The following is a 19,645-nucleotide window of genomic DNA, read 5'->3' as shown; positions in this document are numbered from 1 at the left end:
TTATTACGAATTGATTAAAAAGCAAAAAAGGCGTTTAATAAAAAACACCTTTAATACTTAATCGTAAATTTAAATAATGGATAACTACTTATCTAGGACTTCAAAAGCAGAATTCATACTTTTAAATTCAGGAACTATTTTTTTCATTTTAGACACAATATCATCATTATCATAAAAATCAGTAATTTCTATAAGTTCGTCAATTTCTGCATGTAAATTTTCGTATTCGTCTTGTATTTCCTGAGCAATCATAATTTTATTATGATAGGTTGGTAATGTTTTAGAAGTGTCATTTAATAATTCCTCATATAACTTTTCTCCGGGTCTTAAACCAACGATTTTTATCTTTATTTCCTTATCAGGAATAAAACCTGCAAGCTTAATCATTTTCTTAGCTAAATCAATTATTTTAACTGGTTTACCCATGTCAAAGATATAGATTTCTCCACCATTCCCCATAGCACCAGCTTCGAGAACCAATTGACAAGCTTCTGGTATTGTCATGAAATAACGTATAATATCCTGATGGGTTATTGTTACAGGGCCACCTTCGGCAATTTGCTTCGTAAATAAAGGAACAACGGATCCGTTTGAACCTAAAACATTTCCAAAACGGGTTGTAATAAATTTTGTAGCTCCTTCAATACTTTCTCTTTGATTTTTCAAAAATAAAGACTGAACATATTTCTCTGCAATTCGTTTACTGGCTCCCATAACGTTACTAGGATTAACAGCTTTATCTGTTGAGACCATAACAAATTTCTTGACACGATATGTGCATGATAAATCGGCCAAATTCTTGGTTCCCTTTATATTTGTTAAAATTGCCTGGGATGGATTTTCTTCCATCAAAGGAACATGTTTATATGCAGCAGCATGAAAAACTACATGCGGATTATGATTTCTAAAAACCTTATCTAATGCTTTTTTACTTCTTACGTCGGCTATTACAGCGATAATATTTGTCTCAGAATTCATGCTTAATGTTTCTAAACACAAATTATGCAAAGGTGTTTCCGCATGATCTAAGATGATAACTTTTTTAGGGTTAAAGCTCAGTACTTGTCTTGCAATTTCACTTCCAATTGACCCCGCTGCCCCGGTTATAAGAATCGTTTTGTCTTTTAATTGTTTAGAAATTGATTTACTATCCAAAACTATTGGTTTTCTTTCTAGTAAATCTTCAATCTGTATATTTTTTACTTTTTGGGAAATTTCTTTTTGATTTTCCCAATCCGAAATCAATGGAACTGTGTAGACTCTGTAATTGAATTCTAAACATTGATCAACAATAATTAACTGTTCATCTTTCGATAAACTTTTATCGGCTATGATTATACCCTCTGCGGCAACAGATCGCATTAAGGCGGGTAATTTCTTTCTAAGTATCAAAATAGGCAAATCCAACATTCTTTTGGATGCATTTTGATTGTTTTTATCTACAAAACCAACAATTTTAAATCGGGAAGGTGTTTCAAATTTCAAAGCGTTGGCAACTGAAATTGCATTAGCATCGGTTCCGTAAATTACTGTTCTAATTAACTTTGTACTTGTTTTCTCAGAAAAGTAAAGTTCAAAAGTTTGTTTTACAATTACGCGATATAGAAATAAACCGCAAAAAGATAAAACTAAATTTATGAAGAGAGCTGTATTTAAAAAAGCTTTGTGCCCGGCATATAGTTCAAATACTAAATTGAAAAATAAAAAAAACACTAAAACTGACATTTGCGAAAACAAAAGTTTTATTGCATCGATGTAGGAAGAATGTCGTATAATTCCAGAATAGGTTCTAAACAACCAAAAGAAAAATACGTTTACAAAAATTAGAGTGCAGACAAAATAAAAATTGTGTGATGTAATAATATATCCTAATGCTGTTCCTTCAAACAACATATAAGTGAATGTAAAAGAAAAGATAAGAACCATTATGTCAATGGCGACAATAATCCACCTTGGTAAATAACTAAGGTTGTTTATATTGGCTCTTAAATTCCTTGGTGAAAAAAAAACATGGAATAAAGATCTTATTTTATTTGATTCTTCTGGATTCAATTTAGTTTAGGTTATTTTAGGTTTTGTAAACTTTGTATGGTAAATACAAAAATACGAATTAAAGTTTTAAAAAATTATTTCTCTTCGTATATTAAATCTTAACACCTTTTTTCTTTTGTTTTAAAAAATCAATCAAATAAGCTCCGTATCCTGATTTGACTAATGGTAAGGCAAGTTCTTCGAGTTGTTCATCATTTATAAATCCTTGTCTCCAAGCAATTTCTTCTATACACCCTACTTTTAATCCTTGTCTTTCTTCAAGTACCTGAACAAATTGTCCTGCTTGCATTAAACTATTAAAGGTTCCTGTATCCAGCCATGCTGTACCTCTGCTTAAAATACCAACCTTTAAAGCTTCTCTTTCCAAGTATACTTTATTTACATCAGTAATTTCATACTCGCCTCTTGCACTCGGCTTTATACTTTTTGCGATCTCAACTACTGAATTATCATAAAAATAAAGCCCCGGAACTGCAAAATTAGATTTTGGATTTTCTGGTTTTTCTTCAATAGAAATGGCTTTTAAATTTTCATCAAATTCTACGACACCATATCGCTCAGGATCTGATACATGATAAGCAAAAACCACACCACCATCAGGGTTTGTATTTGATTTTAAAAGTTCTTGCATATTAGATCCAAAAAAAATATTATCTCCTAATATTAAGGCTACATTATCGCTACCAATAAATTCTTCACCAATTACAAAAGCCTGAGCTAAACCATTTGGGACAGCTTGTTCTGCATAGCTGAATTTACATCCCAAACTTGATCCGTCTCCTAATAATTTTTTAAAATTTGGTAAGTCGTGTGGAGTAGAAATAATTAATATTTCACTTATTCCAGACATCATCAAAGTAGACAATGGATAATAAATCATTGGTTTATCATAAACAGGCATCATTTGCTTGCTCATTGCCAATGTTAAGGGATGTAAACGAGTTCCTGAACCTCCTGCTAAAATAATTCCTTTCATATGTTTTGATTTTAGATTTTAGATTTTAGATTTAGTTTCAATAAGAAATTTAAAATCTAATTTTTAAAATCATCTCTATTTTATAAATATTTTTTTCAAACTCTCTTTATAATTTGGAATGTCTAAATTATAAACTTCTTTAATTTTTTTCTTATCCAATAATGAAAATTCAGGACGCTTAGCTGGAGTTGGATAAGATGAAGAAGGAATTCCGCCAACATTACAATTATATCCGCCCAATTCTTTTATAGTCAACGCAAACTCATACCAACTTATTTCGCCTTCGTTTGAATAATTGTAAACTCCCGGAATCCATTCTGAATGTTCTAAAATATCAATCATTGCCTGTGCAAGATCTGCGGCATAGGTTGGTGAACTTATTTGATCATTTACAACATTAATTGATTCTTTTTCCTGCATCAAACGTTGCATAGTTTTAACAAAATTATTTCCAAATTTGCTGTAAACCCAAGAAGTTCTCAAAATGATTGAATTTGGATTTACATTTAAGCAAGCAATTTCACCAGTTCGTTTACTTTCTCCGTATATATTTATAGGATTCGTTTCTGCTTCTTCATTTAATGCAATTGAAGAAGATCCGTCAAAGACATAATCTGTAGAAATGTGAATTAATTTTGCATTCTTATCCGAAGCATATTTTGCAATCACTTCAACAGCCAAATGATTTATTGTAAAAGCTAATTCTTTTTCTGTTTCAGCTTTATCAACTGCAGTATAGGCTCCACAGTTTAAAATTATATTTGGATTAATTTCATTTAACTGAACTTTAAGCAAATCTAGGTCGTTGAGTGTAATTTTATTTCTATTAGTAAAAATCCACTCATATTGTGGGTATTTTGCAGACAAAACAGCCAATTCAGATCCTAACTGTCCATTCGCTCCCGTAACTAGTATTCTTTTCATTAAAATAAACTATTACAATTCTCGATAAAAGGGAGTATTTGATCTTTTTCAGAAACTATTGCTTCTTTTAAATCCATTCCCCAATCAATATTTAATGAGGGATCATCAAATTTAATACCACCTTCAGAATCCTTATTATAAAATTGATCACATTTGTACATTACAGATGCTGTTTCACTAATAACAGAAAAACCGTGTGCAAAACCTTGAGGCACTAATAATTGTTTTTTATTTTCTGCTGATAATAAAACGCTAAATGATTTTCCGTAAGTGGGAGAATCTTTTCTTAAATCTACGGCAACATCAATAATTTCGCCATCTAAAACACGAACTAATTTCGTTTGTGCAAAAGGAGGATTTTGATAATGTAATCCTCTTAAGGTTCCTTTTTTTGAAAACGACTGATTGTCCTGAACGAAATCAATGTTAATTCCTAAATCTGTAAATTTAGTTTTACTGTATGATTCAAAAAAGTAACCTCTTTCATCTCCAAAAACTGTTGGCTCAATAATAACCAAATCTTTTATAAATGTTTCTTCAATTTTCATATTAAAATTTTTAATTCTATACTGAAAAGAAAGTAGTAATCACTTCCTTAATTCTATTTTTATCTTCTATTGTGAGATTTGATCCTGATGGCAAACACAATCCTTTTTTAAATAATCCCTCGGCAATTTTATTTCCATAATATGGATATTTCATAAAAATTGGCTGTAAATGCATTGGTTTCCAAAGTGGTCGGCTTTCAATATCGGCCTTTTCAAAAGCTATTCTTAAAGTCTCATTATTTATATTTTTTTCCAAGTTTGGTTCAATCAAAATGGCATTTAACCAATAGTTTGAAAAATAATCTTCATTTAATACTTCGAAAAGGGTTACAATTTTTATACTATCAAAAAGATCTTTATAAAAAATGTGGTTTTTTCTTCTTGCTGCAATATTATTCTCCAACACCTTTATTTGTCCAAGTCCAATACCAGCACAAACGTTACTCATCCTGTAATTATAACCAATTTCACTATGCTGATAGTGAACTGCCGCATCTTTTGACTGAGTGGCAAAAAAGATTGCTTTTTCTTTAGATTCGTTTGAACTTGAAATTAATGCTCCTCCACTTGAAGTTGTAATAATTTTATTTCCATTAAATGAAAAAATTCCAAAAGTTCCAAAAGTCCCACATTTTTTACCTTTATAAGTGCTTCCAAGTGCTTCAGCACTATCTTCAATTATTGGAATATCATATCGGGCTGCAATATCATGTATTTCATCAACCTTATAAGGATTACCGTATAAGTGAACGGTTATTATTGCTTTCGGTTTTTTTCCTTTTTTTATTCTATCTTTTATAGCTATTTCAAGAAATTCCGGGCTAATATTCCAAGTCTCAGGTTCACTATCTACAAAAATGGGAATTGCACCCTGATATAAAATAGGATTTGCTGATGCTGAAAATGTCATTGTTTGACAAATAACCTCATCTCCAGTTTTTACTCCTAATAAAATTAATGCCAAATGTATAGCAGAAGTTCCTGAATTTAAAGCTGTCAAGAAAAATTCATCACCAAAATAATTTTGCAATTGATTTTCAAAATCATTAACATTTGGTCCACCAGACGTAATCCAATTCGTTTCTAATGCTTTTTGAATATATTCTTGCTCAAAGCCACTTTGTTGTGATAGAGATAAGTAAATTCGTTTATTATCCATTAATTTCCCAATAATCTGAATCGTAACGAACATCATCTTCACTAACATTTGATAGTGGTAAAGTCGAAAATGATATTAGTTTTGAATTTGTTTCTAAAGATTCAATAGCATTTGCATAACCTGCCGGAATATGAACAATTTTACTATCTAAATCAGAAACAATTACCGTTTCAATAGCTAAATCTTTTGAAGGATTTTCCCAATTATCAATTTTTACATAATGAATTTTGAAAGACCCATTTAAACAATAAAAGTTTTTTGCATCTAATTTATGACCCTGCCAAGCACGAATCGGATTTTCATCAGAATTACTAATGATATAAAATCTTTTAATATCCTCAAAACTAAAATCATTTACATATGAAATAGTTCCACGATGATCTGAAAAATTTCCTCCCTGAATTATTTTCGGAATCATATATTTACTTTCAAATTATTTTTATTCAGTAGATAAAATTTTAAAGTATATATAAGCAGTAAAGGTGCAATCACAATTACAAATAAAACTACGTCAGGTACTTTTTGGTATAAACAAATGACCAAAGCCGAAACTATAACTTGAGCAATTGCATAGTATAAAGAAACCAGCCTATGTTGGATTTTGTATTCGTTACTCAAAACTTGATATAAATGCAGACGGTGTGCTTCAAATATGTTCTGTTTTAAATACAATCTATGAATTATTGTACAAATGGCGTCAACTCCGTAAACAGCAAGAAACAAAAGCCAGATTAAAGAATGTGTTCTTAAAACAAGTTTCAAAACTAAATAAATTACCCAAAATGCAATAGCGATACTACCAACATCACCTGCAAAACACTTGGCTTTTTTTCTGTAATTAAAAAAAAGAAAAACTAGGCTCGCAATCATTGCATATTTTATAAAACTACTATCTGTAAAAAGTTGAATCTCTTGATTGATGTAAAGCAACGAACCCATAACAACTAAAGTATACAGCCCCGTTATACCGTTTATACCATCCATAAAATTATAGGCATTTATTATTCCGATTGCCAAAATATAAGCTGCAACAATCCAAAAAAGAGGAATCGAATTAAAAATACCAATTTCAAAAAAAATTAAGGTTATCGCCAAAAACTGAATTGATATCCGAATTTTATTTGATAAACTCTGAATATCATCCCAAAAACTCACTAAACTAACCAGTGTAATTCCTGTGAAAAAAAAGTAATTATCCTGAACATGCTGTACAAAATAAAGCAATGCAGAAAACCAAAAAATTATTCCTCCGCCTCTTAAAGTTATTTCGGTATGTGAGCTTCTTTGATTGGGTTTATCAATAATATTAAACTTGTCTGCTACTTTAAAATAGAGTAACATTAAAATCATTAAAAGAATTCCAAGTATAGTGTATTCCATTATTTATTTATGAAGCTTTTGATTGTTTTTTCTAATCCTTGTTGTGCAGTGTAAGGAAGTTTGTCGATTCCAATAGCTGATTTTATTTTTTGATTTGAAACTCTATAATTTTCTGTTAACTTTTGAATAGTCTCTGAATTAAGGGGGAATCTTACTAAATCCCCAAACCTTGCTATTCCATTTATGAATGGTTTAGGAATACTGATCGATAGATTTTTTTTATTGGAAGTCGAAGATATAATTTGAACTAAATCATTTGTTGATAAAAATTCATCATCAGCAAAATTATAAATCCCAGAAGGGATATCTTTATTTTGGAGAATTTCCTTAATCATAAAATTAAGATTATCAATTCCAAGAAATGATCTTTCATTAAGAAAAGCTTTCAAAGGATATGGAATTCTCTTATTCACTACATTATAAAGCAAATTTAAATTTCCTTTATTTCCTGGTCCATGAATCATACATGGTCTTATTATAAAAACTCTTTTCCCTTTTAGAATTTCTTTTGATAAGATATATTCTTCTGCTTTTAGTTTTGATTGACCATATGGAGTTTTGGGATTAGATTGATTGTCTTCAAATAAAATCTCTGGCACATTATCTGCAATAGCTTTTACACTACTGAAATAAATAAAATCTCTACATTCACTTTCTAAAAAAATATCAAATATTTTTTTGGTTAGATCTGTATTTATTTTAAAATACTCAGAAGTTTCACTTGTGTTTTTAGTGTCGTGTGCTTTTCCAGCTAAATGTATAACGGCATGAGAATTAAAACAAAAGGTTTGATTTAAATTTCTCAGGGAAATTGAATTAATTTCAAATCCATTATTTAATAGATATATTGAAAGGTTTTTCCCCACAAAGCCGGAAGCTCCAGTAATAGTTACTTTCATTTTGGAATTATTGTTTCAAAATTTCTATTAATTTATCGAGTAAAAGTTCCCTTTCAAACTGTTCATTAAAATATTTCAGGCCATTTTGACTCATTTCGGTTCTTTGCTTATCATCTGCATTATACAGCTTGATAATGCTTTCTGCAAGCCCATCGGCATCATCAGGAGGAGAAACAAAACCGGATTTTGATTCTTCAACAATTCTCGCTCCTTCACCTTCAAGTGATGCAATTATTGGCTTTCCACATGCCATGTAGGATTGTAGTTTGGAAGGTATAGTAAGTGCAAAAATTTTATTTTTCTTAAGTGATACTACAAGTGCGTCTACACAGCCAAAAAATAGTGGCATTTCTTCAGATGGATAAGATCCTAGTAAATGAAAATCTTCCACTAATCCTTTTCTTTTTATTTCGCTTACTAAATGTTCTTTCTGACGGCCATCTCCTAACAATATCCAATTAACCTTTATCTTTTTATCTTTAAGTATTTTGGCAGCATCAACGAGTGTATCTAAGCTTTGTGCTTCGCCAAGGTTCCCTGCAAATAATATTTTAAGACCATCCTTAGGCATTTTTTGCTGATAAACTTCAGAAGAGGCCACAGGTTTATAAAAGCTTTCAGTTGAATTAGGGTAATATATAATTTTTTCTCTAGCAATACCCTGTTTTACAATATAGTCAATAAAGCCCTCAGACTGTACTAAAACTTTCTCGGCACTTTTATAGATTGATCGAGTTATTTTGTCAAAAAAAGACAAAATAGTTTTATTATTTATACCTCCGGCTGCAGAAAGGCTTTCGGGCCATAAATCCTGTACCCAGAAATAATAAGGTATTTTCATCCTTCTTGCTACAAACATTGCAGGCAACCCAACCGTTACAGGAGAAGGCTCAAAAACAAAGATCTTATCGAATTTTTCTTTTATAAAAAGAGATTTCAATGTGCCAAACAACACAAATGATCCATAATTAAGCATTAGCCTGATACCATTATCACCTCTAGAAAAAAGTTTTGAACGGTATATCTTTATACCATTCCATTTTTCATCATTATTTTTCCAAAAACTATAATTATCATAAAATTTACCTTTAGGATAGTTAGGTATTCCTGTAAGAACAGTAACATCATGCCCACGCTCTTTCAAGCCAAGGCAAAAGTCATTTATTTTAAAATTTTCAGGCCAGAAATATTGGGTTACTACCAGAATCCTCATACTAATACTTATAATTATTCTGCTCTATCCATTGCTTCATTTCTAAAAGCATTGCATCATATTCAGGAGTTTTATAATTAAAATCTGTCCTAATAGATACCATACTTTTGTCTACATGATAGTCAGAATTCGGTCTTATACTTATTAAACCGCTTTTAAATATCGTATTAAAAAGTTGCAATAAGCTATATTTATCAATCTTATTCTTTTGAGTAATCTGAATTAACCCGGTAATATTTTGCTCGATAGCTGCGTGAATCGTTTTAGTCAGTTCAATTGTAGTTATTCCCGACCAAAAAGCATGTGTAAAACCTTTTAGCTCGACATCATTATTTTGTGACATAAACCAGTGAAATAGTCCAATTCCGTTTTCATTGACTTCAGGACCTATTATAGAAGTCCTAAGTGTAAGATCTTTATTATTATCTAATTCACCCAAATTTTTAGATTGAGCATAAAAACCATATCCGTCTTTTAAATCATTTTCAGTATATGCTCCCATTTTTCCCGAAAAAACGCAATCGGTACTAATATGAATAACTTTAGTTGAAGTATTTCTTGTAATAGATTCAATAAAATGAGGAAAATAGCTGTTAAACCATATTGCTTTATCCGGATTGTCCTCAGCTTCTTTATTTAAGATCCCTATACAATTTATAATGCAGTCGAAATTATGAGAAGCAACTATAGCGCTCAGCTTGTCGGTATTCTTAACATCCAAATTAATAAGTCTATCAGACTCATCAATATTTCGGGCAATTCCCCAAACATCGTAAGATCCTAACTGAGGTAATAATTTTAAAACAACATGACCCGCCATACCCTTTGCTCCTAATACTAAAACTTTCTTCATAGCAAATTTATTTATTCCAGATTACTTTATTAACTATTGAGGTGTAACTCTGAATAACTTTAACTACTCTCTCAGAAGTATTATTTACCTGATATTCTACTGGTAATTGTGTTAAATCATTGGGGATTAAGGCTTTTGTAATTTCTATTGCGTTAAGAATCTGATCTTTTTGTATACCACCAATAATGATTGTTCCCACATCTACTGCTTCAGGACGTTCAGTACTTGTTCTTATGCTTATTGCCGGGAATCCCATCATTGCAGATTCTTCACTTATAGTACCACTATCAGACAGTACCATGAATGAATTCTTCTGAAGGTTTACATAATCAAAGAAACCAAGCGGAGCTATATTCAGTACTAATGGGTGAAATTTTATATTATTTGCTTCTATCCTCTTCTTTGTTCTCGGATGTGTGGAAAATATTATCGGCATATTATATTGCTCAGCTACTGTATTAAGTGATTCTGCTAATATTTCGAAATTATTTCCTAAATCTATATTTTCTTCACGATGCGCACTTACGACAAAGTAGCCGCCCTGTATTAATTTTAACCTCTTTACTATATCATTTTCATTGATCTTTGTCATGTACTTGGTAAGTACTTCCCATAATGGGGAGCCTGTAACAAATACATGATCTTTTCTAAACCCTTCACTAAGAAGATATCTCCTGCTATGCTCGGTATAAGTAAGGTTTATATCAGAGATATGATCTGATATTTTTCTATTTATTTCTTCGGGTACATTTTGGTCAAAGCATCTGTTTCCTGCTTCCATATGGAATATAGGAATTTTAAGTCTTTTAGCTGCAATTGTACATAAAACACTATTTGTGTCTCCAAGTACCAGTAAAGCATCTGGTTTTACATCGGTAAAGACCTCAAATGATTTGGCGATTATATTACCAATCGTTTCACCTAAATGATTCCCAGGAGCATTGAGAAAGACATCCGGTTTTCTTAATTGAAGATCTTCAAAGAAGATCTCATTAAGCTCATAATCATAATTTTGTCCTGTATGAACAAGTACATGATCAAAAAACTGGTCACATTTTTTTATACATTCTGCTAATCTGATGATTTCAGGCCTTGTGCCTACAACAGTAACAACTTTAAGTTTTTTCATATAGTAAATTAATTGCCTAACTTCCAATGTTCTAAAGAAAAAAGAAAACTATCTCCCTTTGATTCGTCAAGTGCAAATCAGAACAAGCCATTATTTTAGAATTATTTTTATAATGCCCTAAATCCGAAAAGATATCCTCCCGGTATTTATAAAATTTAGATTTTCAAAGTATCAATCACATATTTAAATGCAGATAAAGAATCTGATCATAAAGAACTATTTACTCTTGAATTTTATAAACATTGCCACTAATAATTGTGGCTTTTCCATAATTAATCAAAATAGTAATCTATAAATTCTTCATTAAATACCTGTTTCCTGATTAAAGGAAGGCTGGACAAGAGTTTTTTCATGCCTTCTACATCCTGCTGTTGTGTATTGTGCGAATGGTAGTCTTCTACCTTAGAAATATCTATTTCACCTTCTGAAAAATACTTGGCATAATTCAGATCACGATTGTCTGCAGGAATACGATAAAAATCGCCCATATCTTCGGCTTTGATCATTTCTTCACGTGTACAAAGCGTTTCATATAGCTTTTCACCATGACGTGTACCAATTATTTTTATCTCATTATCTGCATTGCATAATTCTTTAAGTGCAATAGCCAGATCACCTATTGTCCCTGCTGGAGCTTTATTTACAAACAAATCACCTTGATTTCCATGTTCAAACGCAAACAACACCAGTTCTACAGCTTCTTCAAGAGACATCAGGAAACGTGTCATTGAAGGATCTGTTATTGTTATGTCTTTGCCAGATTGTATTTGTTTTAAAAACAAAGGAATTACAGAACCCCGGGATGCCATTACATTGCCATATCGTGTTAAGCAAACTGTAGTGGTATTGTTTTTTATAGTTCTGGATGCTGCAATAGCAACCTTTTCCATTAATGCCTTAGATATTCCCATTGCATTAATCGGATAAGCTGCTTTATCAGTACTCAGGCATATAACTTTAGTTACATTATTAGCAACCGCTGCATCGATAACATTTTGAGTTCCAAAAACATTTGTTTTAGTTGCTTCTATAGGGAAAAACTCACAAGAAGGAACTTGTTTAAGTGCAGCTGCATGAAAAACATAATCAACGTCATGCATAGCTCTTTCTACGCTATGAAAATCCCGCACATCCCCAATGTAGAATTTTAATTTATCACTTTTTAGCTGATTACGCATATCATCCTGTTTTTTTTCGTCACGGGAAAAAATACGTATCTCATCAAAATGATCAGTATGAAGAAACCGGTGAAGAACAGCATGCCCAAAAGATCCTGTTCCTCCTGTAATTAAAAGCGTTTTATTTTTTATTAACATTAAATTGTTCTATTTTAATTATTATATAGAAATATAATTATCCATAATAAGATTGTCTTTTTCTTCTCTTGATGGATAATTTATAAGTACAGCTTTATATACTCCTTTAAATACAAAAAGACTACCTGCAGATGCTCCTATGATACCAAACTTTTTTATCAGTTGTTTAATATCTTCCAAAGATCCTGCACCTCCTAAAACTGTCATAGGTATGCTCACTGCTTCACGAATTTTCTCAATAATTCCCATATCATAACCCTTCATAACCCCATCATTATCAATAGAATTAATTACGATCTCTCCTATTCCCAATTTTTCAAGTTCTTTAGCAAATTCTACAGGATTTTTACCTGTCTTTTTCTTTCCGTTATGTGTGTATACTTCATATCCTCCTAAAAGTTTTTTCTTTACATCAAGTACAGCGACAACGCTTTGCGTACCTACTTTTTCGGCCATTCTTGTTATAAAATCAGGGTCTTCAATAATTGCAGAACTAACCGCAATTTTTTCTACTCCAAGACTAAATATCTTTTGTGCCTGCTCAACAGTTTTAACACCGCCTCCATAGCATAATGGCATTCTGCATTCCGCAGCCAAATATTCAATCATTTTGTAATCAGGCTCTCTGTTTTCAACAGTAGCATCAATATCGATTACCATCAATTCATCAACTTCTTTTTCATTGAAAATCCTGACAGCGTTGATTGGGTCTCCTACGTATTTATGGTTCTTAAAATTTACAGATTTTACTAATCCTTTTTCGTGAACCAACAGACATGGAATAATTCTAGGTCTTAACATAATTATAAATCTGCAAAGTTTTTTAATAATTGAACTCCATAATGGTGGCTTTTTTCCGGATGGAACTGTACTCCATAAATATTATCCTTATTGACTGCGCATACAAATTTGGTTCCATAATTAGCTGTTGCAATAGCATCTTCAACCTTATTACATTCAAAATAATAAGAATGTAAAAAATAGTACAGTGGTACTTTTTCGAGATCTTTAAACAGGCTGTGTCCCGGCTGTGGTTCAATATCGTTCCATCCCATGTGGGGCAGGCGGGTTTTTTGTTTAAAATGAGAAGTATCAAACTTTCTAACAACACCATCAATATAACCAAGTCCTGGCAAAATGCCTTCATCACTAGACTTTGCAAGTATCTGCATACCTACACAAATACCAATTACAGGAAGCTTTTTATTCAATACCAAATAATCTAAAGTCTCTCTCATTCCTGATTCGTTAAGCTTTGTCATGGCATGATCAAAAGCACCGACACCCGGAAGTACAATTTTAGTAGCATTTTCTAAATCAGAGGCGTGATTAGCGATTTTAACAGTAATATCTAACTGTTTGAAAATATTTACAAAAGCATTCAAGTTTCCTAAACCATAGTTTATTATTACAATCATCGAATCAATCTTTTTTCAAGTCCTATTTTCATCATCACTTTTGCACCTAGATTAATTAGTCCATATTTACTTTTATAATCTTTGAATGTTTTATTTTCGCCTTCAAAAATAGCTTGTAGTTCCAGAACTGTAAGGCCTAATTTGTTCGCTATGTATTCAAACTCTTGTCTCATAAACTGTTCACTCATAACAGGCTGCTTGATTCTTTCCAAAGCCTCGCTCCTTTCAAGTTGGCCGGTAAGTATTAAACTAGAAAAATGAGATTTTCTTCTATCATAACCAAACTTTTTAGGTAACCAAAAATCTTCATAAAATCTTGTAAATCTAGACTCATGATGTTTATGCTGGAATTTTTCCCATCCAAATTTACTTTCAAGAAGTTTTTCTGCATCTTTTTTAATATATGGAATTAGGTTTAGAGGTTTAAAAACCTGCATGCCTAAAATATATTTATAAAACAATTTGTATTGTAAAATATCAACTAATGGGAATGATTTTAATTTTCTTTTACCAAATTTAGTGTGTATATCTTTTAGTAATGTTTTGTCGATTCCTGGAAATCCACCCCATTCTAGAGGCTCTCTACAGCATTCTGTAGAAAAATTACCTCCTGTTAAAACATACTTAATTTTATTTTTTCGTGCAAATTTATATAATGCTGAAAAAAAAGCATAATCCTGTGGTAAATCCTGGTCAGCGATTTGTGATTTAAGAAAAGCTACCTGTAGATCTTTAATTTCTTCCCAATTAATTACTTCTGTAAAAAGATCTAACTTAAGTCCATTAACTAGTTTTTCAATATTTCCAACCGCCTGCTGTGTGTTCCAGCCTGCATCAACATGAAATAATAGCGGGCGAAGCCCCATAACTTCTTTTGCAACATAGGCAACATAAGAACTATCAAGCCCCCCACTTAATCCTATTATACAATCAAATTCTTTACCTATACCTTCTTTCTTTATTTTTTTAGCAACATTCATTAACTCTTCATATCCTCTTTCATCTGTATGCCAATTAGGCAAGATTGCTTTATGAAAATTATGATAGTAATCTGAAATACCATTTTCATCAAAAATAATATTTGGATCCGTAGTATCCATTATGGTCTTAGTACAAACTTGAAATTCTCTTTTGCTCATTTTTATTTTTTTCTTAATAAACTTCTATAATATAGGTGCATCAATGATATTAAAAATATAATCCTTGACCACAACTTAGGGAGCAGTTTTCTTTTAACTATACTGGCATTTTCCCCATGTATTCTTCTGCTAAGTGTTGGCTCATCTATATGAAGATTAGACTTAATTATATTAGCTCCCATGGCAATCCATAAGTCATGAGATTCAACATAAAATGGTATAGGTAAAATAAGATTTCTTAATTCTTTTTTAAAAGCCATTGCACATCCTACATAGTTTGTTTTCCCTATAAAGATATCGATAATATTTTTCAAATGTCTTGCTGATGATTCTGAACTAACACCATCAAGGCTGAAATCAAGTATTTTACCATCTGAATCTATAAAGTTTGAATTCGTTGAAATCAGTAAAGCTCCAGAATTTAACAATTTATCTTTCATAAGCTTGACACGCCCATCAAGCCAAATATCATCCTGATCTGACATGAAGATAATATCTTTAGTTGCTAATTCTATTACTCGACCGAACGAGTATACATGTCCTTTGTTAACTTCATTTTTAAAAATCTTTATCCTTTTATCATCAATTTTTCTGACTAAATCAAGGGTTTCATCTGTAGAATAATCATCTAATATTATCACTTCATCGTTAAGATCCAATTGTCTAAGAATTGATTGTAATTGTATTTCAATATATTTTGTCCCATTATATGTTGCCATACAAACGCTTATATTCATATTTTATTTTTTTGTCTTTTATTTAAATTTAGTTACAATCTTGTTTTGATTTTTAATATAAATATCGTTAAAAGATACTATAAATCCTATTTATTGTTTAACAGTTTTTACTTCATTTATCACTTCACTCCCCTTTATTTCTGAAGTATTTAATATCTTGCTCCAATACCATAGAACAATCAAAAAACCGTAAGAATTAAACATCGTTGGGTTTGTCATAGAATTTACAACGTACATAAAAAAAGTAACAAAAAATAAAAAATTTTCTCCAAAATAAGCTGTAATACGTCTTATGGGAAAAAGCATGTATATGTATAAAATAGGAGTAAGTATAAACCCAAAATATCTCAACATATCAAGTGGTGTTATCTCTGTGTAGGCTTTAAAAGCATGCGCTCCTTCAGAATAATAGTATGATGCTAACCCTTCTCCCAAAAAAAAATTAAAAAAATTCAAGTTTTCCCAAAAAGAATTGTAATGACCTAACTTAACTGCATTTGATACCTCCCCTTTATCAAAAACATTTGTATTTATAAGTATATATGAACCAACAGTTATCACAACAGGTATACTTATAAATAAAAATCTAATTCTATTAATATTACTGGACTTAATGAACGTAATCATAACCAAAGTAATTATTGTAGTAAGAATTGAAGCTCTTGAGCCACCTAATGCAAGTGTAACAAAAAAAATAAGTAATATAATAGCTTTACCAATTTTTTTCTCTTTCAAAAAGGAAACATAATAAAGCACAAGTGAGAGATAAAGAAATGGAAGAGTTCCCATTTGAAAAGTGATAATTCCATCATCTACAAAATCCCTTAAACTGTAACTTCCTGTACTGTAGTTAAAGAAAAAATCGTAATAAGCATCTGAAAAAGGTAACCCAGTTGTTACGATAAAAAACGAGATCCATGTATAAATTACCATTATGATTCCGGAAACCTTCGCTATTCTATCTAAATCTATCTTGTATTTGTTAATAGGATATATTAAAAAAAGCACTAAGGTGGACAAAAAGAATTGGAGACTAATTGCCCGATCAGAATAATAAAAAAAAGAATGTATGAATCCCCATAAAAAAATAAGAAAAATTACAAATGGAGCTATAGTCTTAAATCTATAAATTTTATAGTTAAAAACCATAAGGAGTATTATAGATATAAAGACCATTTTATTGATTATTATGACTGGAAATAATAAAGTCACAATAAAAAAGAAATAAAACAGTCTAGTTATCCAAGTTTTATACAGGTTTGATAATCCATACTCCATGAAAAAAAAATTTAAAGGCTATGAATATATATATATAAATACTTAAAACATCCAATGTATATATTTCTGAATATACTATTCTTATTGCCTAATTTGATAAAATTAACAAGCTGTTTTCTTTTTTCTTTATTCAGTTTATCTCCATAAATGTCAAGAAATAAATCTGCTTGTTTAAAATTACTTTGCATGTAATTTCTATCAGAACTAAATAAAATACTTATAAATTTTTTAATTCTCTTAATATTGCTTATACTATCTTTAACTGTAACACTATTTTCATGGCTTCTGTACTTCACTGTTGAAAAAGACAATGGCTTGGATCTGCCTAATCCTAACGCTATTAAAGCTATCCAATAATCATGCATTTCAACTTCTTTAGGGATATTAACAAGTTCATCTTTCATACTTTTATTAAAAACAACCGTACATCCTGTCAAGCTGTTTAAAAATAATGTCTTGTAAAAATCCATTTTAACAGGGTTTAGTTTTTGAGATTCCCAAAAAGTTTCTCCAATAATATTACCCTTTTCGTCAATTAATTGTAAATCGGTAAAAACAACAGAAGGAACATTTTCTTCCTCAATTTTTTTCAATTCAGCAACACTTAACTCTAATTTATTAAGCTCCCAGATATCATCTTGATCACAAAGCGCTATATAATTACCACTGCATTTTGAAATTGCTATTTCAAATGTGGCTACAGGTCCTTTATTAATCTCATTTGTAAAAAGTTTAATGAAGGGATAGTCCTTTTTAATATTTTCGATAATTTGTACTGTATTATCTTTGGAACAATCATCAACAATTATTATCTCCTTAGGTACAAAAGTCTGATTAATTATAGAAAGCAGCTGTTCATATAAAAACTTGCTACCATTATAGGTAGCGACAGCAATTGATATATCATTATTTTCTTTCATTCAATTATTTTTTCACAAAGAAAAGCTATTATAATAATTAATTAGATTTATACCATAGTGCTTTTCTAAAAAGTTAGCACATGCATAATTATATGCATTTAATCTAATTTGTTCAAAATTATCAGCTGAATCGTTTACTATTTTTAACATATAATCTGATAGTTCTTGTGTTTCAATATACAAAAAACCTGTCAAATTATTTTTTATTAGTTCCGCAGTCCCTGCATTGTTAAATCCTATTACTAAACATGAATTGAGCATAGCTTCAATAGTAACTCTACCCAGAGCTTCATTCTTCGAGCACATTAATAATCCCAAAGCATTTGACATTAGAACATCAACATCTTTTCTAAAACCTAAAAACTCAACATTAGCTTCAATTTTTAACTGAGATACCAAGTTTTTTAAATATTCTTCATATTCAAATTCCCCACCTCCTGCGATACAAAGCCGTATAGTGTTATTGTGTTGAAAAACATTATAAAAAGCATTAATGGCTTCTTCTACACCTTTATTTTTTACTAAAGAACCACAAAATAGAAAATAATCCCTTTTTCTTTTGGACTGAAAAGAATTAGCAATCTTTCTCACACTATTATATAACACAATTGCATTATTTTGAACACCAAAATGTTGCAAAATACTTTCAGAAATACATATAACTTTATCTGATTTTTTTATTCTGTTCTTTAATTTTTCTATACCCCCAAAAATATCCATTCCATGATCAAGATCAATATATTCACGCAAGTGCCATACATGTCTTATATTTTCTTTTTTTGCTAATTTTTGACCAATACCTACAACGCTTGAATTTGAATGAACTATAGTTATATTATGAACTTTTACAATTTTCTGAAGTTTTTTTATAGCTATACCATTTGTAACAGCTTTATTTAGCAACCTCAAAAAATTTAAAAATTTACTTTTGACATTTTTACGAGGATCAATCGATTCAGACTTATACCTTACAATTGAATATTCAATTGCTAAATCATCAAAATGTTTACAAATAGGACCTTTGTCAGGAAAAATAACTTTTGTCATAACACCTTTGTCTTTTAAAGAAGATACCATATTGATCAATGACTGATTTGCACCGTATAATAAAGTATCATGTGTTATAAATAATATGTTTTTTTTCATTACTTAATCTTATCTTTGTAAAAGCAGGAAAACTTAATTAAACTTTTTTTCTGCTTTTAATTTATTATAGTGTTCAATATTCCTTGATTTGTAAGGCCTACAGGGATGTCCTCCAGCAATCATCATTGGTGGAATACTTGAAACTACTACACTTCCTATTTGAATAATAGCTCCTTCTCCTATTGTTACTCCTCCAACAATAGTTACATTATTTCCCAGCCATACATTGTCTTCTATTATTACATCTTTATGATACAAAGTATCATCATATGGAATAGCAGTTCCGTTATCATAATTATGATAATGCGTAATAATAACGCAACCTGTGCCACTATGAAAATTATCCCCTATTATAACTTTTCCTTCTCCAAAAATATCCATGCCATTAAAATGTACATTCTCACCTAAAATAGTGTTAGACGTAACTGTTGAAGGATTATTTATATAAATTTTACCTTTTACTAATTTAGCTACAACTAAAACTCTTTTCGCATATTTTTTCTTGAGAATTTTATTGTAATAAATACGTCGTAATTTACTATATATTCTTCCTATCAT

General features: G+C 30.5%; 20 protein-coding genes. All 20 read right to left on the bottom strand.

What is annotated here, in order from left to right:
* Positions 1-84: 84 nt before the first annotated feature.
* The 20 genes from EV143_RS10070 to EV143_RS09975 all read right to left on the bottom strand — a co-directional run bounded on the left by EV143_RS10070 (position 85) and on the right by EV143_RS09975 (position 19,645).
* Positions 85-1,893 carry a polysaccharide biosynthesis protein gene (locus EV143_RS10070; protein ID WP_243739834.1) on the bottom strand — a complete coding sequence of 603 codons (1,809 nt, stop codon included), beginning with the start codon at positions 1,891-1,893 and terminating at the stop codon, positions 85-87.
* A gap of 250 nt (positions 1,894-2,143) precedes the next feature.
* Entirely contained in the window at positions 2,144-3,028 is an 885-nt protein-coding gene (gene rfbA, locus EV143_RS10065; protein WP_133507811.1) for a glucose-1-phosphate thymidylyltransferase RfbA, read from the bottom strand.
* Between the two features lie 75 nt (positions 3,029-3,103).
* Complete coding sequence (rfbD, locus tag EV143_RS10060; RefSeq protein WP_133507810.1) at positions 3,104-3,952, bottom strand: dTDP-4-dehydrorhamnose reductase; 849 nt, start codon at positions 3,950-3,952, stop codon at positions 3,104-3,106.
* Entirely contained in the window at positions 3,952-4,500 is a 549-nt protein-coding gene (rfbC, locus tag EV143_RS10055; protein WP_133507809.1) for a dTDP-4-dehydrorhamnose 3,5-epimerase, read from the bottom strand. The genes rfbD and rfbC overlap by 1 nt, the downstream gene beginning before the upstream one ends.
* Positions 4,501-4,516: 16 nt before the next feature.
* Positions 4,517-5,659 carry a DegT/DnrJ/EryC1/StrS family aminotransferase gene (locus tag EV143_RS10050; RefSeq protein WP_133507972.1) on the bottom strand — a complete coding sequence of 381 codons (1,143 nt, stop codon included), beginning with the start codon at positions 5,657-5,659 and terminating at the stop codon, positions 4,517-4,519.
* Positions 5,652-6,077 carry a WxcM-like domain-containing protein gene (locus EV143_RS10045; RefSeq protein WP_133507808.1) on the bottom strand — a complete coding sequence of 142 codons (426 nt, stop codon included), beginning with the start codon at positions 6,075-6,077 and terminating at the stop codon, positions 5,652-5,654. The genes EV143_RS10050 and EV143_RS10045 overlap by 8 nt, the downstream gene beginning before the upstream one ends.
* Positions 6,074-7,039 (bottom strand): MraY family glycosyltransferase, encoded by a 966-nt coding sequence (locus tag EV143_RS10040; protein WP_133507807.1) that lies wholly within the window; start codon positions 7,037-7,039, stop codon positions 6,074-6,076. Before EV143_RS10040 ends, EV143_RS10045 begins: the two co-directional genes overlap by 4 nt.
* Complete coding sequence (locus tag EV143_RS10035; protein WP_133507806.1) at positions 7,039-7,938, bottom strand: NAD-dependent epimerase/dehydratase family protein; 900 nt, start codon at positions 7,936-7,938, stop codon at positions 7,039-7,041. The genes EV143_RS10040 and EV143_RS10035 overlap by 1 nt, the downstream gene beginning before the upstream one ends.
* Before the next feature lie 7 nt (positions 7,939-7,945).
* The gene (locus EV143_RS10030) at positions 7,946-9,151 is read right to left on the bottom strand and encodes a glycosyltransferase family 4 protein (RefSeq protein ID WP_133507805.1); all 1,206 of its coding nucleotides are present in this window, start codon (positions 9,149-9,151) and stop codon (positions 7,946-7,948) included.
* A gap of 1 nt (position 9,152) precedes the next feature.
* Positions 9,153-10,004 carry a dTDP-4-dehydrorhamnose reductase family protein gene (locus EV143_RS10025; RefSeq protein WP_133507804.1) on the bottom strand — a complete coding sequence of 284 codons (852 nt, stop codon included), beginning with the start codon at positions 10,002-10,004 and terminating at the stop codon, positions 9,153-9,155.
* A 7-nt stretch (positions 10,005-10,011) separates the two neighbouring features.
* The gene (gene wecB / locus EV143_RS10020) at positions 10,012-11,133 is read right to left on the bottom strand and encodes a non-hydrolyzing UDP-N-acetylglucosamine 2-epimerase (protein ID WP_133507803.1); all 1,122 of its coding nucleotides are present in this window, start codon (positions 11,131-11,133) and stop codon (positions 10,012-10,014) included.
* Between the two features lie 272 nt (positions 11,134-11,405).
* On the bottom strand, positions 11,406-12,449 hold the full coding sequence (locus EV143_RS10015) for a polysaccharide biosynthesis protein (RefSeq protein ID WP_133507802.1): 1,044 nt from the start codon (positions 12,447-12,449) through the stop codon (positions 11,406-11,408).
* A 21-nt stretch (positions 12,450-12,470) separates the two neighbouring features.
* Entirely contained in the window at positions 12,471-13,250 is a 780-nt protein-coding gene (locus EV143_RS10010; RefSeq protein WP_133507801.1) for an AglZ/HisF2 family acetamidino modification protein, read from the bottom strand.
* A gap of 2 nt (positions 13,251-13,252) precedes the next feature.
* Positions 13,253-13,867, bottom strand: coding sequence for an imidazole glycerol phosphate synthase subunit HisH (gene hisH / locus EV143_RS10005; RefSeq protein ID WP_133507800.1), 615 nt, complete (start codon positions 13,865-13,867; stop codon positions 13,253-13,255).
* Positions 13,864-15,006 (bottom strand): N-acetyl sugar amidotransferase, encoded by a 1,143-nt coding sequence (locus EV143_RS10000; RefSeq protein WP_133507799.1) that lies wholly within the window; start codon positions 15,004-15,006, stop codon positions 13,864-13,866. The genes hisH and EV143_RS10000 overlap by 4 nt, the downstream gene beginning before the upstream one ends.
* Before the next feature lie 2 nt (positions 15,007-15,008).
* Positions 15,009-15,743 carry a glycosyltransferase gene (locus EV143_RS09995; protein WP_133507798.1) on the bottom strand — a complete coding sequence of 245 codons (735 nt, stop codon included), beginning with the start codon at positions 15,741-15,743 and terminating at the stop codon, positions 15,009-15,011.
* 90 nt (positions 15,744-15,833) lie between these two features.
* The gene (locus EV143_RS09990; RefSeq protein ID WP_133507797.1) at positions 15,834-16,892 is read right to left on the bottom strand and encodes an oligosaccharide repeat unit polymerase; all 1,059 of its coding nucleotides are present in this window, start codon (positions 16,890-16,892) and stop codon (positions 15,834-15,836) included.
* 140 nt (positions 16,893-17,032) lie between these two features.
* Complete coding sequence (locus EV143_RS09985) at positions 17,033-17,941, bottom strand: glycosyltransferase family 2 protein (protein ID WP_133507796.1); 909 nt, start codon at positions 17,939-17,941, stop codon at positions 17,033-17,035.
* Positions 17,942-17,953: 12 nt separating this feature from the next.
* Entirely contained in the window at positions 17,954-19,087 is a 1,134-nt protein-coding gene (locus tag EV143_RS09980; RefSeq protein ID WP_133507795.1) for a glycosyltransferase, read from the bottom strand.
* Between the two features lie 33 nt (positions 19,088-19,120).
* Positions 19,121-19,645 carry an acyltransferase gene (locus EV143_RS09975; RefSeq protein WP_133507794.1) on the bottom strand — a complete coding sequence of 175 codons (525 nt, stop codon included), beginning with the start codon at positions 19,643-19,645 and terminating at the stop codon, positions 19,121-19,123.

Origin of the sequence: Flavobacterium chryseum (assembly GCF_004362015.1) — a bacterium.
GTDB lineage: Bacteria > Bacteroidota > Bacteroidia > Flavobacteriales > Flavobacteriaceae > Flavobacterium.
This window is presented reverse-complemented; position numbering and strand designations above follow the sequence as displayed.

Bases quoted from the DNA above. Each gene is read 5' to 3' on its own strand.
- EV143_RS10070 (WP_243739834.1), bottom strand. From the start codon at position 1,893: ATGTTGTTTGAAGGAACAGCATTAGGATATATTATTACATCACACAAT.
- rfbA (WP_133507811.1), bottom strand. From the start codon at position 3,028: ATGAAAGGAATTATTTTAGCAGGAGGTTCAGGAACTCGTTTACATCCC.
- rfbD (WP_133507810.1), bottom strand. From the start codon at position 3,952: ATGAAAAGAATACTAGTTACGGGAGCGAATGGACAGTTAGGATCTGAA.
- rfbC (WP_133507809.1), bottom strand. From the start codon at position 4,500: ATGAAAATTGAAGAAACATTTATAAAAGATTTGGTTATTATTGAGCCA.
- EV143_RS10050 (WP_133507972.1), bottom strand. From the start codon at position 5,659: ATGGATAATAAACGAATTTACTTATCTCTATCACAACAAAGTGGCTTT.
- EV143_RS10045 (WP_133507808.1), bottom strand. From the start codon at position 6,077: ATGATTCCGAAAATAATTCAGGGAGGAAATTTTTCAGATCATCGTGGA.
- EV143_RS10040 (WP_133507807.1), bottom strand. From the start codon at position 7,039: ATGGAATACACTATACTTGGAATTCTTTTAATGATTTTAATGTTACTC.
- EV143_RS10035 (WP_133507806.1), bottom strand. From the start codon at position 7,938: ATGAAAGTAACTATTACTGGAGCTTCCGGCTTTGTGGGGAAAAACCTT.
- EV143_RS10030 (WP_133507805.1), bottom strand. From the start codon at position 9,151: ATGAGGATTCTGGTAGTAACCCAATATTTCTGGCCTGAAAATTTTAAA.
- EV143_RS10025 (WP_133507804.1), bottom strand. From the start codon at position 10,004: ATGAAGAAAGTTTTAGTATTAGGAGCAAAGGGTATGGCGGGTCATGTT.
- wecB (WP_133507803.1), bottom strand. From the start codon at position 11,133: ATGAAAAAACTTAAAGTTGTTACTGTTGTAGGCACAAGGCCTGAAATC.
- EV143_RS10015 (WP_133507802.1), bottom strand. From the start codon at position 12,449: ATGTTAATAAAAAATAAAACGCTTTTAATTACAGGAGGAACAGGATCT.
- EV143_RS10010 (WP_133507801.1), bottom strand. From the start codon at position 13,250: ATGTTAAGACCTAGAATTATTCCATGTCTGTTGGTTCACGAAAAAGGA.
- hisH (WP_133507800.1), bottom strand. From the start codon at position 13,867: ATGATTGTAATAATAAACTATGGTTTAGGAAACTTGAATGCTTTTGTA.
- EV143_RS10000 (WP_133507799.1), bottom strand. From the start codon at position 15,006: ATGAGCAAAAGAGAATTTCAAGTTTGTACTAAGACCATAATGGATACT.
- EV143_RS09995 (WP_133507798.1), bottom strand. From the start codon at position 15,743: ATGAATATAAGCGTTTGTATGGCAACATATAATGGGACAAAATATATT.
- EV143_RS09990 (WP_133507797.1), bottom strand. From the start codon at position 16,892: ATGGTTTTTAACTATAAAATTTATAGATTTAAGACTATAGCTCCATTT.
- EV143_RS09985 (WP_133507796.1), bottom strand. From the start codon at position 17,941: ATGAAAGAAAATAATGATATATCAATTGCTGTCGCTACCTATAATGGT.
- EV143_RS09980 (WP_133507795.1), bottom strand. From the start codon at position 19,087: ATGAAAAAAAACATATTATTTATAACACATGATACTTTATTATACGGT.
- EV143_RS09975 (WP_133507794.1), bottom strand. From the start codon at position 19,645: ATGATAGGAAGAATATATAGTAAATTACGACGTATTTATTACAATAAA.